This window comes from Streptomyces sp. SD31, assembly GCF_052068475.1.
Taxonomy (GTDB): Bacteria; Actinomycetota; Actinomycetes; order Streptomycetales; family Streptomycetaceae; genus Streptomyces.
In genome coordinates this window covers 116693-132110 of record NZ_JBQHCX010000024.1, presented here as the reverse complement: position 1 = coordinate 132110, position 15418 = coordinate 116693, and the positions used below count along the sequence as shown (strand labels likewise).

Genomic DNA, 15418 nt, shown 5'->3' with positions numbered 1-15418 from the left:
GCTCAAGCCCGGCGGCAAGGCCATCGGGATCACCGGTCCCCCGGACCCCGCGTTCGCCCGCGAGGCCGGCCTGAACCAGCTGATGCGCCTGGCGGTCGCAGCCCTGAGCGGCAAGATCCGCAGGCAGGCCAAGAAGCTCGGCGTGACGTACGAGTTCCTGTTCATGCGCGCCAGCGGCGACCAGCTCCGCCAGATCACCACCCTCATCGACCAGGGCGCGGTGCGTCCGGTCGTGGGAAAGGTGGTCGGCTTCGACCAGACCCCGCAGGCGCTGCAGTCCCTGTCCCAGGGTGGCATCCGCGGCAAGGCCGTCATCGGCAGCAGCTGACCCGCCGCAACCGCGACGGGCGACACAGAACGCACGAGGACACCACCCATGTCTGCCGCCTCCCAGTCGGTCGGACGGCGCGAGCGGAAAAAGCAGGAGAAACTCGACCGCATCGTCGCTGCCGCCAGTGAACTGTTCGCCGAACACGGCGTCGATGAGGTCACGACCCAGCAGATCGCGGACAAGGCCGACATCGGCACCGGGACCCTGTTCCTTTATGCCAAGACCAAGGGCGAACTCCTCCTCCTTGTCCAGAACGCCAAGTACGCCGAAGCACTTGAGCAGGGCCGGGCGGACGCCAAGACCGTCCCAGGCGTGCTGGACGCGGTGCTGGCGATCGTCCGGCCGATCGTCGAGTGCAACCGCATCCAGATCGACAACGGACGCACCTACCTGCGAGAGATGGTCTTCGGCGACCCCGAGGAGCCCCGGCACGGCGCGGCACTCGCCATCGTCGCGCAGACCGAGGAGGCCGTCGCCGCCGTGCTGCGCCGAGACGAACGGGTCACAGAGGGCGACGCCGCGACGCTGGCACACATCGTGTCCGCCGTGATGTTCCTCAGCATGGCGGCGAGCGTGAACATCGCCTTGAGCGTAGAGGAGATCGTGCAGGACATCCGCAGGCAGGTCGACGTCCTGCTGCCTCACTGAAGCGCGGCCCCAGCCTCAGGCCCAGGCGACCATCCGGGCAGTCCTCGGCTGCAGCATTTCCAGGTCTTGGTGCGCTGGAAGGTGCCGCCGCGGCGGGCGAGCAGGCACCGTAACGCCTCACGGCCGATGCGAATCACCCGGCCGTGGACTTTGCGCAGGTAGGCGACGAGCTTGCGCAGTGACCAGCGAGTAAAAGGCTGGCCGAGCTTGACCGGGCGGGTGGTGGCCGTCTGGACGACGAAGTCCTCTTCGTCAGACTTGAGTTGGCGGGGACGGCCTCCCGCCCACCGAGGGTCCATGCAGGCCAGGCCCTTCTCGTTGAACGCGTGGATCACATCCCGGACGGTGTCCTCGTCGGCCTGCACCAGCTGTGCGATCACCGGCACCCGTTTTCCTCCAGCGGAGGCCGGCAGCATCATCGCCCGCCGGTAGCGCACCGAACTCGTGCTGCCCCGGCGAATCTATGCGGTCACAGCACTAGAAACCTCCCCCGTCGAAGCCACCCCCACCGAAGTCCCCTCCGCCGAAGCCTCCCCCGCCGTCGAACCCGCCCCCGTAGTCCCCGGCATCGAAGTCCGCCCCGGACACGTCGCCGCCCTCGTAACCCCCGCCGCCGTAGCCGTACCCGGCGCCGTAGTCGGCCGCGTAGGCCGGCATGGCCATCATGCTGCCGAGCATCGTGCCGATGAGGAGGCCGGGGAGGATGCCGCCGCCGAAGTAGCCGCCTGCCCAGGGGCCGTAGGCGGGGCCGGCCTCCCAGTACGGGCGGCGGCCGTGGTCCGTGTCCACCTCGCGGACCACGGGGTCGCGGCCTTCGGCGAGGCGGGTGCGGTCGGCCGCGCAGACCGGGACCTCGCGGGCGCTGCCGCCGGGTGGGGTCCAGGGCTCGTCGGCCACCGCCGGGCCATGGCGCGGGTCGAAGAAGCAGGGTGGCCTGCGTTCCGGAAGGGGCCGGTGCTCCCGGCGGGCGGCCAGCTGGGTGAGGGAGAAGCGGCCGTCCGCCAGGGCTTGGGTGACCGCCTTGACGTCCTCCGGTTTGCGGGCCCCGTCCATGAGCCGTTTCGCCTGCTCGTAGGAGTCCAGAGCGTGTTCGTAGTCCGCGCGCATCGCGTCGTCGGCGCCGGGCTCGGCCGGGTGGAAGTCCAGGCGGTCCAGTTCCTCGCCGAAGGCGGTGATGTCCTCGTCCACCACGACCCGCAGCCTCTCCAGCGCCGCCCGCCGCTCCTCCTCGTGGCGTCGCCGGTTGCGCCGGACCAGCGCGTACGCGCCCGCGCCGCCCGCCGCCAGCACCGCGCCCGCGGCGATCAGCCCGCCGACGTCCACGCCACCGCCGCCCCCGCCGTCGCTCCAACTCGCGGGTGCCGTGCCGCCCACGTTGCGCAGGGCCGCGTCGACGAAATCGTTCAGCTGGGCCTTGGGATCACCGGCGCTCTGCACCGACGTGACCAGGTTGTCCACGCCTTGCCGGGACAGCGCCGAGGAGTCTGCCGCCGCGTCGAAGCGATCACCGACCCGGACGCCGTACAGGCCCGTGACACCCGTCTCGGTACGGAGGTTCAGAAGGAGGTTCTGCGTCGGCTGGTCGGCCGGGAGAACGGCGACGAAGACGGGTTTGTCCGCGTCCTTGATCTTGTCGGCGAGCGCTTCAGCGTCAGCCGACGACAGCTGGTCCGAGGCGGCGGGGGCCACGTAGACGGGGCCCTCGCGCAGTTCCTCGGCAACCTTCGAGAGGTCCGTGGCCGCGTGCGCGCCGGGGGCGCCGGCCAGGAGCACCGCGAACGTCGCGGCGACCGGCACCACAGCTGCGCGCATGAGGCCCCGGAACAGCGGAGTCCTCATACTTCGACGCTACCCGATGGGGCAGGAGAACGGGCATCTCTCCCGGAACGGACCTGCCCACCGGAAGAGATGCCCTGTACGGCTCAGGCCGCTCTGTACGCCGCCGTCAGCCTCTCCACCGCCGCCCCGTACCGGCCCGTCAGCAGCAGATGGTCGGCCTCGGCGAAGGGCCTGGCCACCGCCTCGGTGATCCCCGTGCCGGCCGCCCTGTGCTGGACGATCAGCCGGGCCTTGGTGACGAGCGCGCGGCCCGCCTCCGCGGCCCCGGCCCGCTCGGCGGCAGCGGCCGCGATGCCGAGCGCCCGCAGCGTCGCGGCGCCGCCACCCGGCACCTTGGTCAGCGTGGTCAGGCCCCAGCCGTACGGGTACCTCGGGTCGTACGCCGTGTCCCCGACGTTGATCGGCAACTGCGCCTCGCTCTTCGGCCAGGTGACGGGCAGCTGCCCGGTGAAGGGCCGCTTGCCGTAGAGGACGTCGGCCACGCCGTCGCCCTCCGTGCCGGGCAGCCAGGAGGCGACCAGCGCGTCGATCCCGGCGAGGCTCTCGTCCTCGATCAGCTGCGGGCGCCCGGACACGACCAGCACCGCGCACTTCATCGCGCCGCACACCTTGTCGACGGCCGCCTGGTCGGCGGGGCTCAGCCGAAGGTCGTGGCCGTTGCCGACATCGCCGAAGCCTTCGGCGTACGGGGTCTCGCCGACGACGACCACACCGACGTCATGGCCGTCCGTCGGGGCCGAGGCGTCCTTGGAGTACGTCAGCCGGGTGGAGTTCTTGCGCATCGCCTCCAGGATCGTCGTACCGGGGGTGATGTCCCCGGAGGAGCCCTGCCAGGTGATCGTCCAGCCGCCGCTCTGGTTGCCGATGTCGTCGGCGTTGGATCCGGCGACGTAGACCTTCTGCGACTTCTTCAGGGGCAGGAGCCCGTTCGTGTTCTTCAGCAGCACCTGCGACTGCGCGGCCGCCTGTCGTGCCACGGCCCGGTGCGCGTCGGAACCGATCCGCGCGGCCCCGCCGGTGTCGGCGTACGGCTTCTCGAAGAGACCGAGGCGGAACTTCTGCGTGAGGATGCGGGATACGGCGTCGTCGATCCGCCGCTCGCTGATCCGGCCCGCCTTCACCTCGTCGATCAGGGTCGCGTGGAAGTCCTTGTACGCGTACGGCACCATGATCATGTCGAGGCCCGCGTTGACCGACGTACGGACGTCGGAGGCGTAGTCGCCGGGGATCTGGTCGATGGCCTGCCAGTCGCTGATCACGAAGCCGTCGAAGCCCATACGGTCCTTGAGGACGCCGTTGATCATGTCGGCGCGGGCGTGCATCTTCACCGGCCCCTTGCCGTCGCCGACGAGGTCGAGGGAGGAGAACGACGGCATGACCGTACCGACGCCGCGGTCGACGGCCGTCGCGTACGGGGCGAGGTGGACCGCCTCCAGCTGTTGCCGGGTGACCTTGGTGACGCCCTGGTCGATGGTGTACGTGCCGGTGGTGGAGGAGCCGAACTCGGTGCCGCCGTCGGCGACGAAGTGCTTGGCCGTGGCGAGGACCTTGTCGCCGCGGTCCAGGTCGCGTCCGTCGGGCCTGCCCTGGAGGCCCTGGATGACGGTCTCCATGGCGTCGACCAGGGCCGGGTCCTCACCGAAGGACTCGTACGCCCGTCCCCACCGGTCGTCCCGCGTCACGCACAGGCAGGGCGCGAAGTCCCAGGGAACACCGGTGGCCCGCGTCTCGGCGGCCGTCACCGCGCCCGCCCGGTACGCCAGCTGCGGATCCCGGGAGGCGCCGAGTCCGATGTTGTGCGGCAAGATCGTCGCGCCGACCAGGTTGTTGTGGCCGTGCACCGCGTCGACGCCGTAGATCAGCGGGATCTGGAAGCGGGTCGCCTGCGCCCGGAGCTGGAAGCCGTCGATCATCTTCGCCCAGGCCTCGGCGGTGTTGGGCGTCGGCGTGGAGCCGCCGCCGGACAGGAGCGAGCCGAGGGCGTACGTGGCGATGTCACCGGACGCGGTGAGCGCGCCGCGCTCGGCCTGGGTCATCTGGCCGGCCTTCTCCTGGAGGGAGAGGCGTGAGACGAGGTCGGCGACCCGCTGGCGCACCGGCAACTTACTGTCGAGGTACGGCAGTCCGTGCGCGTCGACGACGATCTGCGGGGTCTCGACCGGGGACTTGGCGCCGGTGACGGTCAGCTTCAGCGGGATCGTCTCGGCGGGCTCGGCGGACCGGTCCTCGAGGGTGGGGACGCGGATCTCGCGGGTGGTGCCTGAGGCGGTGCCGGCCGGGAAGGTGACGGTTCCCGTGACCGGGGTGTAGTCCCTGCCGGGGTCGGCGGTGCCGCCGGTGGTCTCGTAAGTGACGGTGACGGGTTCGTCGAGGGGCGTGGAGCCCGTGGTGGCGACGGTGAGCTTCGCGGTCGCCGTGTCGCCCTCGTCGGTGGGGTGGACGGCGGAGTCCGTCAGGACCGAGGCCTTCAGGGACTGGTCGGCCTTGCCGTACAACTCGACGCCGTCCATGGCGAATCGACCCTTGATGCCGACCGGGAGGGTGACCGCGTAGCCCCAGGTCTCGGTGAGGCCGAGGATGTGGTCGATACCGCCGACGGGCTGGTGGTCGGTGCGATAGGTGAAGTCGGTGAACGGCAGCTCGATCTGCTTCCAGCCGGTGAAGTCGTCGGTGAAGGAGGTCGTCCACAGCTCGGAGGCCTCGCCGTTGGCACCGCCGTCCCTGAGCTCGAAGGCGATCTTCTTGCCGTTGTCCTGGCCGTCCCACCACAGGCGGATGCCCTTGTGGGCGGACCAGTCGTGGGCGGGTTCGGCGAAGGCGAAGCCGTGGGTGAAGCCGCCGTAGCCGCTGATGTCGTACGTGCCGGCGAGGACCTTCTCGCCCTCGGGCGCGTCGTCGCGGGCGGTCAACTGCAGGGCGGGCGGGTCGTCGTTGTCGCCGCCCCAGGTGAAGACACCCTCGGCGGGCGGGTTGGCGAAGGGCACCTCGCCCTCGAAGCGGTCGACGGGGATGGGGGCGGGGTCGTCGGCGCCCGAGGCGGGCGCGGCGGTGGTCAGAGGTAACAGGCCGGTGAGTAAGGCGGTGGAGACGAGCAGGACTGTTCTTCGCATGAACGTCCCTCCGGGCGGCTCGGGAAACTCACTGCACTGAAGTCACCACTCCAACCGGCCTTCCAGGCCCCGTCAAGACTGCACAGGACCGCCACGTGCCGCACGGCGTCGGGGGCGCACAACCTTTCTAAGGGGGCGTGGTCAACAGTGCGGCAGGCGAAGGTGTCAGCGGGGCGGACCGGGTGGGCATGAGACGGGCGAGGACGGTGAGCCGGTCGTGACATTGCGGCCGTGCGGTGACGATCGAGTCGGACCCGGTGCTGTCGCCACCGGCCTCCTGGAACGCGCTGGTACGACATCCGGGTCACCTTCACCGCCGACGACCTGGCCGGCCCGTGCCCCGGCCAGGTCTGGGCGGACGACCGCGCCATGAGCCGTCAGGAGTTCCAAGAGCTCGTCGAGAACGAGTGCTGAGCGGCCGCGCGGCCGTCACTCCGCCGGTTCCACCCCGGCCCGCAGCAGCCCGTACGTGTACGCGTCCTCCAGGGCCTGCCAGGACGCCGCGATGACGTTCTCGGCGACGCCCACCGTGGACCACTCCCCCGCCCCGTCGGACGTGGAGATCAGGACGCGGGTGGTGGACTGGGTGCCGTGGACGCCCTCCAGGATGCGGACCTTGTAGTCGACGAGGTCCAGCTTGGCGAGCTGCGGGTAGATCTTCTCCAGGGCGACTCGGAGCGCGCGGTCGAGGGCGTTGACCGGGCCGTTGCCCTCCGCCGTGGCGACGATGCGCTCGCCCTTGGCGAAGAGCTTGACCGTGGCCTCGTTGGCGTGGCTGCCGTCGGGGCGGTCCTCGACGATCGCGCGCCAGGACTCGACCTGGAAGTACTTCAGCGGCTTGCGCTCCACCTCGGCCCGCAGGAGGAGTTCGAAGCTCGCGTCCGCCGCCTCGTACGTGTAGCCCTTGAGCTCGCGCTCCTTGACCCGCTCGACGACCCGGCCGACCAGCTCGCGGTCGCCGCCGAGGTCGATGCCGAGTTCCTTGCCCTTGAGCTCGACGGAGGCGCGGCCCGCCATGTCGGAGACGAGCATGCGCATGGTGTTGCCGACCTGCTCGGGGTCGATGTGCTGGTACAGGTCCGGGTCGACCTTGATCGCGGAGGCGTGCAGGCCGGCCTTGTGCGCGAAGGCGGAGACGCCGACGTACGGCTGGTGCGTGGAGGGGGTGAGGTTGACGACCTCGGCGATGGCGTGCGAGATACGGGTCATCTCGCGCAGGTGGCCGTCGGGGAGGACCTTCTTGCCGTACTTCAGCTCCAGGGCCGCGACGACCGGGAACAGGTTGGCGTTGCCGACCCGCTCGCCGTAGCCGTTGGCCGTGCACTGGACGTGGGTCGCGCCCGCGTCGACCGCGGCGAGGGTGTTGGCGACCGCGCAGCCGGTGTCGTCCTGGGCGTGGATGCCGAGCCGGGCGCCGGTGTCGGCGAGGACGGTCGAGACGACCGCCTGGACCTGGGCCGGGAGCATGCCGCCGTTGGTGTCGCAGAGGATGACGACGTCCGCGCCGGCCTCCGAGGCCGTACGGACGACGGATTTCGCGTACTCGGGGTTGGCGCGGTAGCCGTCGAAGAAGTGCTCGCAGTCGACGAAGACGCGGCGGCCCTGCTCGCGCAGGTACGACACCGTGTCGCGGATCATCTCCAGGTTCTCGTCGAGTGTGGTGCGCAAGGCGAGCTCGACGTGCCGGTCGTGGGACTTCGCGACGAGGGTGATCACCGGGGCGCCGGAGCCCAGGAGGGCCTTGACCTGCGGGTCCTCGCTCGCCTTGCCGCCCGCGCGGCGGGTGGCGCCGAAGGCGACCAGCTGGGCGTGCTTGAAGTCGATCTCCTGCTGGGCGCGGGCGAAGAACTCGGTGTCCCGCGGGTTGGCGCCGGGCCAGCCGCCCTCGATGAAGCCCACGCCGAAGTCGTCCAGGTGCCGTGCGATGGCCAGCTTGTCGGCGACGGTGAGGTTGATGCCCTCCCGCTGGGCGCCGTCGCGCAGGGTGGTGTCGAAGACGTGGAACGAGTCGTCGGGTTCGCTGGTTACCGTCATGGTCGTAAGGCTCCTGTGTTGGATCACGGTCTACCGGAATGACCGGTTCCACCGCCCTCACCTATGGTCCCTCACGCTCTCCGCCCGGCTGCGGGTGGGCCGGGAAACAGAAAAACCCCTCGCGGGTGCGAGAGGTCTGCGCGCGGGTCGAGGACGACGGTGTCCACCCGTACCTGGTCGTACGTGGTGGTCACTGCGGACCGGCGCGCCTGCTGCCAATAATCATGGCGAACGAGAGCACGGGGGCAGTCTGGCACAGTCCGCGCCCGTGCTCACCGTCCGTCTCAGGATGCGAGCACTGTGCTGATCACCGCAGGCGGCGCAGGAAACCGTCGGTCACGTCGTTGGTGTCACCGGGGACCAGCTGGGCGGAGTCGGAACCGAGGCCGAGGAGCTTGTCGCCGCCGCCGAACGAGGTGGCGTAGACGTTGTCGTCGGTGACGGGGCCACCGGTGACCGACACGCTGGCGAGGCTGGAGGCGCCGGTGCGCAGATCCCGTACGTAGACGTTGTCCTGGCCCTGCGCGGCCCGGAATCCGTAGGCGACGTATCGGCCGTTGCGGCTGATCTCGGGGCCGGAGATGACCGCGGGGTCGCCCGTGCCGTCGTGGACGATGCCGCGGGTGGTGTCGGTCCGCAGGTCGCGCACATAGGTGCTGGTGTTGACCGCGGTGCCGGCCGGGACCAGGTCCTCGCCCCGGTAGGTGAAGGCGACGTAGCGGCCGTCCGCCGAGATCGAGGGGTCCAGGCCGTTGCGCTGGGCGGGTGTGCCCTGCGGGGTGACGTCGACCTGTTCCTCGGTGCCGGTGCGGCGGTCGTGCGCCAGCATCGCGCCGCCCCCGCCGCGCGGGCCGAACTGCTCGTAGACCACGTACCGGCCGTCCGCGCTCATGTCCAGGTGGTAGGAGCCCCGGTCCGGGTGGTCACGGTTGGTGATCCGCTCGGCGGTGCCGGTGCGGCGGTCGGTGACGTACACGGCCGGGTAGATGACCGTCTGGCCGCTCTCCATCTGCTTCGGCCGGGCATTGAACGCGACGTACCGGCCGTCGTCGGAGATCGCGGCGGCGCCGTGCGCGTAGGCCGACCCGCCGTCGGGTGTCGTGCTGACCCGCTCGGTGCGGTGGGTGACCCGGTCGTGGACGTAGACGTCCTTGGCCCAGTACTCCTTCGGCGCCGGCCAGTCGGTGAGGTTGTCGGCGGTCGAGACGAGCACGACATACCGGCCGTTGGCGCTGATGGCCACGGGCTCGGTGCCGCCGTCGACCTGGGTGCCGTCGGACCTGACGCTGATCCGCTCCACCCGGCCCGTGCGCAGATCGCGTACGAAGCTGTCCTCCACGCCGTTCGTGTCGCCGGGCACGAGGTTCGGCGCGTAGGAGGAGAACGCGGCGTAACGGCCGTTCGCGCTCAGGTGGGGGCCTGCGGAGTAGTCGGTGCCCTGTTCTCCCGTGCCGGACACGGTGATCCGCTCGGTGGACGGGACTCGGGGCGCGGCGCTCGCCGACGTTCCCGTGAGGGCCACCGTGGCGGCGACGAGGGCGGTGGCGAGCGCGGTGCGGGTGCTGACGTACAAGATCTGTTCCCCCTGTTGTGGTGCTGGTGGTCGGTCAGTGGATGTGGTCGATGAACACGTCCGACGCCCCGTTGGTGTCGTCCGGCACCAGGTCGTCGGCCGTGGAGCCGAAGACGACGGCACGGCCCTGGCGGGTGACCGCGCCCGGACGGGCCGTGCCCGTCGCGGCCACCGCCCGCTCCCTGCCGGTGCGTGCGTCGAGCAGCGTCAGGGCACCGTCCCGGGACAGCAGGACATGTCGTCCGCCGGTGTCGGCCGCGACGGCGGTGTCCCCGGGCGGGCCGATCGGCTCGGTGCGGGCGGTGCGCAGGTCGTGGAGGTAGGGCTGAGGTCTGCCGTCGGCGGACCGGCCGTTGTACAGCACCCGGCGCCCGTCCACGACGAGCGGGAGGAGGCTGGGCGCGCTCAGGGCGGGGCCGTCGGCGAGGAGCCGGGTCTCGCCCGAGGCGCGGTCCTTGACGTACACGCGATGGGTCACGCCCTGCGCGGTCCGCGCGAACACGGCGTACGCCACCGTACGGCCGTGCGCGCCGATCGCGGCCTCCCAGATCTCCCCGTCGGCCGGGAGCGCGATCTGCTCGTCGGTGCCGGTGTCCAGGTCGCGGACGTACAGGGCCCGCAGTCCGTGCCGGCTGCCGATGCTGTACGCCACGTGGCGGCCGTCGGCGCTGATCGCCTCGGTGCGGCCCAGCTCGTGGAACCCGTCGGGCGGCTGCGCGGGCCACGGCTGCACGGTCTCGCCGGTCACCCGGTCGTGGACGTACGGCTTCCCGTAGCGGTTGCCGTTGGTGTACGCGATCCGGCGGCCGTCGGCGCTGATCATCGCGCCGCCGGTGTACTGGAGGTCCTCGGGCACCTGGCTCAGCGTGCCGGTGCGCAAATCCTTGAGGTACACGCGGGTGTTGTGGCCGCCCGTGGGGTCGGCGGAGGTGAAGGCGGCGTAGCGGCCGTCCGCACTGACCGTGGCCCCGGACGAGGCCACCGGCAGCTGGGTGCCGTCGGTGGCGGTGCTGATCCGGTCGACGCGTACGGCGTCGGCGGCGGCCGTCGGCAGGGCGGTCAGCACGAGGGCGACGGTGAGGGCCGCGCCCGAGGAGACCCTGCGCAGGGCGAACGGCACTCTGCGGACACGTGCGCCTGCGGACATGGTTCCCCCCGAAACCTTGTCGTTCCCTCGCCCCCGCGCCGAGGGCCCACAGGGATGCAAGCGCATCAAGCGGCACGGGTCAATGCGCTCGTTTACGTACAACCCGGACGGCAGGTCATGCGTCCGCGAGCCCCGACCGCCCCAGTGATTCGTCGAGGAACTCCCGTACGTGCGACAGGATCTGGCCACGATCGGTGCCCCGCAGCCCGATCGCCACATGGATGGAGAACCCGTCGAGCAACGCCCGCAGCCGGGCGGCGAAGCGGTCCGGGTCGACCGCCCGGAACTCGCCCCTCGACACGCCCTCCGCCAGCAGCGCGACCAGATCGCGATGCCAGGCGCCCTCGATCGCGGCCTGGCGGTCGCGGGCGTCGTCGTCGGCGTTCTGCGAGCGGTTCCAGACCTCCAGCCACAGCGTCCAGTGCGGGTCGCGGTGACCGTCGGGGACATACAGGTCGACGTACGCCTCGATCCGCTCGCGGACCGTGGCGGACACCCGCGTCAGCAACCGGCCGCGCTCCGCGCCGAGTCGGCCCTCGCTCCACTCCAGGGCCTGGAGCAGCAGTTCGTCCTTGGAGTGGAAGTAGTAGAGGAGATGGCCGCTGCTCATCCCGACCTCACGGCCGAGCGCCGCCATGGTGAGCTTCTCCAGACCGCGCTCGGCGATCATCTCCATGGCGGCGACGAGGACGTCCTCGCGGGGCGGGGCGGGGGTGCGGCGGCGGGTGGTCACGCGGCGGCCTCCACGTGGACGGCGTCCGGGACGAACCGGGTCTCGCAGGGGATGGAGCAGTCGGCGGCCACGATGGCGACCTCGGCCCCGCAGGCGCACACGTGGTTGACCCCTCGGGTGCCGTCCGGGCCGCAGCATCCGACGAGGCGGGTGCCGTCGGTGTGGGGTGCGAGGCCGACGGCATCGAGCGGGTGCAGGACGTAGGTGCCGTGTGGTCCCGCGGACAGCAACAGTCCCCGCGCGTCGGACTTCCACCCACCGCCCGGGGAGACCCCGGCATACTCGCCCACGGGCCCGTCGTACGGGACGTACGGCGCGCCGAAGGGGTGCGGATCGACGGCGTACGTCCCGCGCGGAACGCTCGGCGGACCGGGACGCGGGTCGTCCAGGTCCGGCAGCCCGTCCCCGCCGGGATACGGGGGCATCTCGTCGAGCCGCCGGACCGGCTCGGTCAGCCGGGTTCCGCAGGTGGCGCAGAGCAGTACGTTCACCCGTACGTTCTACCGGACCACGGCCTTCGGCTGCTGCTGGGTGATGCAGTGGATACCGCCCCCGCCCGCGAAGATCGTCCGGGCGTCGACGAGCGTCACCGTCCGCTCCGGGAACAGCCGGCGGAAGATGCCGGCCGCGAGCTCGTCGCGCGGGTCGTCGAAGCCGCACAGGACCACGCCGCCGTTGCAGAGGTAGTGGTTGATGTAGGAGTAGTCGGCCCAGTGTCCGTCCGCCTCCAGGACGGTCGGGGCGGGCACCTCGACGACCTCCAGGCGGCGACCGCGCGCGTCGGTCTGCGACTTCAGCAGGCCGACGACCTCCTTGGTCACCTCGTGGTCGGGATGCGCCGGGTCCGGCTGCACATGGGCGACGACCACGCCGGGACGGGCGAACGCGGCGACGATGTCGACGTGCCCGAGGGTGCCGAAGCCGTACGGCGGATAGTCGCCGGTCAGGCCGCGCGGCAGCCAGATCGCCTTGCGGGTGCCGAGCATCGCGTGGATCTCGGCCTCGACCTGCTCGCGGGTCCAGTCGGGGTTGCGCTCCGGGCCGAGCTGGACCGTCTCCGTGAGCAGCACGGTGCCCTCACCGTCCACATGGATCGCACCGCCTTCGTTCACGAGTGTCGAGGCGTACGTCCTGGTCGCCCCGGCGAGGTCGGCGACATACGCGGCGATCTTCGCGTCGTGCTCCCAGCGGGCCCAGTCCTGCGCGCCCCAGCCGTTGAACGTCCAGTCCACGGCGGCGAGTTCCCCCTTGCCGTTGGTCAGGAAGGTCGGCCCGATGTCCCGCATCCACGCGTCGTCCAGATCCCGCTCGACGGTGTCGATGTCCGGGCCGAGGAGAGCGGCGGCCTCCCTGGCCTGCCCCGGCCCGCACACCACCGTCACCGGCTCGAAGCGGCGGACCGCACGGGCGACCGAGGCCCAGGCGAGGTGTGCGTCGGCGAGGCCCTCGGGATCGTCGAAGGTCGGGTTCGGGCCCGGCCACGCCATCCAGGTGCGCTCGTGCGAAGTCCACTCGGCGGGCATGCGGAAGCCGTCGGCGGCGGGGGTGGTCATAGCGGGTCCTTGTCTGAACGTCACAGGAAGTACAGGCGGTTGAGGGAGACGGATTCGGCCGGCTCGGAGCGCAGCGGCTCCCCGTCGAGGGTGACCAGACCGGTGCGCTGGTCGACATCGACGGCTCCGGTACGGGAGTTGAGGCGCAGGTCAGCCGGCCCGATGCCGCGCGTGCCGCGCACGGCGACCCTGCGGCGCCGGGTGGGCATGCTGTCGCCTCCCTGATCGACGGCGGCCTGGGCGACGAAGGCGACGGAGATGTCGGCGGGGGTGGCGCCGTACGCCCCGAACTGCGGGCCCAGGACAAGGGGTTCGCAGGTATCGGTGGCGGCGTTGGGGTCGCCGACGACGCCGTACGCCGGGAAACCGGACTTCAGCACCAGCTGCGGCTTGGCGCCGAAGTACTCCGGCCGCCACAGCACGATGTCGGCGAGCTTGCCGACCTCCAGCGACCCCACCTCATGGGCGAGGCCGTGCGCGATGGCCGGGTTGATGGTCAGCTTGGCCATGTAGCGCAGGACGCGCTCATTGTCGTGATCGGAGTCCGGGGCGCCGAACTCGGCCTTCATCTTCCCGGCCATGGCGAACGTACGGCGTACGGTCTCGCCCGCCCGTCCCATGCCCTGCGCGTCCGACGAGGTGATGCCGATCGCGCCCAGGTCGTGCAGCACGTCCTCGGCGCCCATCGTGCCGGCGCGGATGCGGTCGCGGGCCATGGCGGCGTCACCGGGCAGGTCGGTCTTGAGGTCGTGGACGGAGACGATCATGCCGTAGTGCTCGGCGACCGCGTCCCGCCCGAAGGGCAGGGTGGGGTTGGTGGAGGAGCCGATGACGTTCGGGACGCCGGCCATCTTCAGCACGTTCGGCACGTGTCCGCCGCCGCAGCCCTCGATGTGGAAGGCGTGGATGGTGCGGCCCTCCAGCACCTTCAACGTGTCCTCGACGGACAGGCACTCGTTCAGTCCGTCGCTGTGCAGGGCGACTTGGACGTCGTGCTCCTCGGCGACGCGGAGAGCCGTGTCCAAGGCCCGCGTATGGGCCCCCATGTCCTCGTGCACCTTGAAGCCGGACGCCCCGCCCTCGGCCAGCGCCTCGATCAGCGGGGCGGAGTCGGACGACGAACCCCGGCCCAGGAACCCGATGTTGACCGGCCAGGCGTCGAAGGCGTTGAACGCGTGCCGCAGCGCCCACGGCGAGTTGACCCCGACGCCCCACACCGGCCCGAACTCCTGCCCGATGATCGTGGTCACCCCGGAGGCGAGCGAGGCTTCCATGATGCGCGGCGACAGCAGGTGCACATGCGTGTCGACCGCCCCGGCGGTGGCGATGAGCCCCTCACCGGACACGATCGACGTACCGGTGCCGACCACGACATCGACCCCGTCCAGGGTGTCGGGGTTCCCGGCCCGCCCGATCGAGCAGATCCGCCCCTCCCTGATCCCGATGGAGACCTTCCGGATCCCCAGCGCCGCGTCGATCACCACCACATTGCTGATGACGACGTCACAGGTCTCCCGTACCGCGGCGGCCTTGAGGTGCAGCCCGTCGCGGGCGGTCTTGCCGAACCCGGCGAGGAACTCGTCGCCGTAGCGCTGCGAGTCGGCCTCGACCCGGATCGTCAGCCCGGAGTCGCCGAGGCGGATGCGGTCGCCGGCGCGGGGGCCGTGGGTGGCGGCGTACTCGTACGGATTCATCGATCTGCTCCCTGAAACTCGCCCCCTCGCACTGCGGCTCCCAGATATCCGCAGGCGGCGGCCCTGCGCAGGGCCTCGTCCTTCGCCCCCGGCGCGTCCAGCGCCCCGTCGACCAGACCGGCGAACCCGATCGCGATCCGCTCGCCCCCGATGGGCACGAGCCCGACCTCGACGCTCTCGCCCGGCCCGAACCGCACGGAGGAACCGGCCGGTACGGCGAGCCGCATCCCGTAGGCCTGCTCCCGTACGAAGTCGAGGCGCGGGTTGGCCTCGAAGAAGTGGAAGTGGGAGGTGACGGAGACGGGCACGGTGGCGGTGTTGGTGACCGTCAGCCGTACGACCGCCTCGGGCTCGGCGTGCTCGGGCCCCGGCAGCAGCGCGCCCGGGGCTCGATCACCGAGGCTCCCGCCGATCGGATCGCTGACGACCGCGAGCCGCGAGCCGTCGTCGAAGACCGCCTCCACATGCACTTCGGTGACGACGTCCGCGACACCCGGCAACACATCGTCCGGGCCGAGCACCGACCGGGCCCGCTCGATGGCCTCCGCCAGGCGGGCGCCGTCGCGGGCGGCCTCGCACACGGTGTCCGCTATCAGCGCGGTCGCCTCCGGCACGTTGAGCCGCAGACCGCGGGCGCGGCGAGCCCGGGCCAGCTCCGCGGCTCCGAACAGCAGCAGCCGGTCACGCTCCGTGGGAGTCAGTCTCACGACGCGACACCTCCTTGCCTTACGCAGATTTAGAGCACCACTCTAAACG

The 15418-nt window shown here is 71.2% G+C and carries 12 protein-coding genes and 1 pseudogene; 2 read left to right on the top strand and 11 right to left on the bottom strand.

The genetic code is table 11. From position 1 onward, the window contains the following. On the top strand, positions 1 to 328 hold a 328-nt coding region (locus ACTMVF_RS39105), incomplete at its 5' end, for a zinc-binding dehydrogenase (protein WP_441275845.1). A gap of 48 nt (positions 329 to 376) precedes the next feature. Next, positions 377 to 979, top strand: a complete 603-nt coding sequence (locus tag ACTMVF_RS39100; protein ID WP_441275844.1) for a TetR/AcrR family transcriptional regulator — start codon at positions 377 to 379, stop codon at positions 977 to 979. Here the strand turns inward: ACTMVF_RS39100 and ACTMVF_RS39095 are convergent. From ACTMVF_RS39095 to ureA, 11 genes and pseudogenes are all read right to left on the bottom strand, one after another. Next, positions 979 to 1440 (bottom strand): annotated as a pseudogene (locus ACTMVF_RS39095) (helix-turn-helix domain-containing protein); the annotation flags it as partial. The gene ACTMVF_RS39100 and the pseudogene ACTMVF_RS39095 sit on opposite strands and share 1 nt — an antisense overlap. Before the next feature lie 16 nt (positions 1441 to 1456). Continuing rightward, a complete protein-coding gene (locus ACTMVF_RS39090) occupies positions 1457 to 2818 on the bottom strand; it encodes a hypothetical protein (RefSeq protein WP_441275843.1) in 1362 nt (453 codons plus the stop codon). A gap of 83 nt (positions 2819 to 2901) precedes the next feature. Further along, complete coding sequence (locus ACTMVF_RS39085; RefSeq protein WP_441275842.1) at positions 2902 to 5928, bottom strand: glycoside hydrolase family 3 protein; 3027 nt, start codon at positions 5926 to 5928, stop codon at positions 2902 to 2904. A gap of 429 nt (positions 5929 to 6357) precedes the next feature. After that, positions 6358 to 7962, bottom strand: a complete 1605-nt coding sequence (gene cimA, locus ACTMVF_RS39080) for a citramalate synthase (RefSeq protein ID WP_441275841.1) — start codon at positions 7960 to 7962, stop codon at positions 6358 to 6360. A gap of 307 nt (positions 7963 to 8269) precedes the next feature. Beyond that, positions 8270 to 9535 (bottom strand): TolB family protein, encoded by a 1266-nt coding sequence (locus ACTMVF_RS39075; protein ID WP_441275840.1) that lies wholly within the window; start codon positions 9533 to 9535, stop codon positions 8270 to 8272. Between the two features lie 34 nt (positions 9536 to 9569). Then, complete coding sequence (locus ACTMVF_RS39070) at positions 9570 to 10682, bottom strand: hypothetical protein (protein ID WP_441275839.1); 1113 nt, start codon at positions 10680 to 10682, stop codon at positions 9570 to 9572. A 115-nt stretch (positions 10683 to 10797) separates the two neighbouring features. After that, positions 10798 to 11358 (bottom strand): TetR/AcrR family transcriptional regulator, encoded by a 561-nt coding sequence (locus ACTMVF_RS39065; RefSeq protein ID WP_441275849.1) that lies wholly within the window; start codon positions 11356 to 11358, stop codon positions 10798 to 10800. A 53-nt stretch (positions 11359 to 11411) separates the two neighbouring features. Further along, positions 11412 to 11906, bottom strand: coding sequence for a hypothetical protein (locus ACTMVF_RS39060; RefSeq protein WP_441275838.1), 495 nt, complete (start codon positions 11904 to 11906; stop codon positions 11412 to 11414). Between the two features lie 9 nt (positions 11907 to 11915). Next, a complete protein-coding gene (locus ACTMVF_RS39055; protein ID WP_441275837.1) occupies positions 11916 to 12968 on the bottom strand; it encodes an agmatine deiminase family protein in 1053 nt (350 codons plus the stop codon). Between the two features lie 20 nt (positions 12969 to 12988). Beyond that, complete coding sequence (locus ACTMVF_RS39050; protein ID WP_441275836.1) at positions 12989 to 14662, bottom strand: urease subunit alpha; 1674 nt, start codon at positions 14660 to 14662, stop codon at positions 12989 to 12991. Beyond that, positions 14659 to 15369, bottom strand: a complete 711-nt coding sequence (ureA, locus tag ACTMVF_RS39045; RefSeq protein WP_441275835.1) for an urease subunit gamma — start codon at positions 15367 to 15369, stop codon at positions 14659 to 14661. The genes ACTMVF_RS39050 and ureA overlap by 4 nt, the downstream gene beginning before the upstream one ends. Positions 15370 to 15418: the final 49 nt, after the last annotated feature.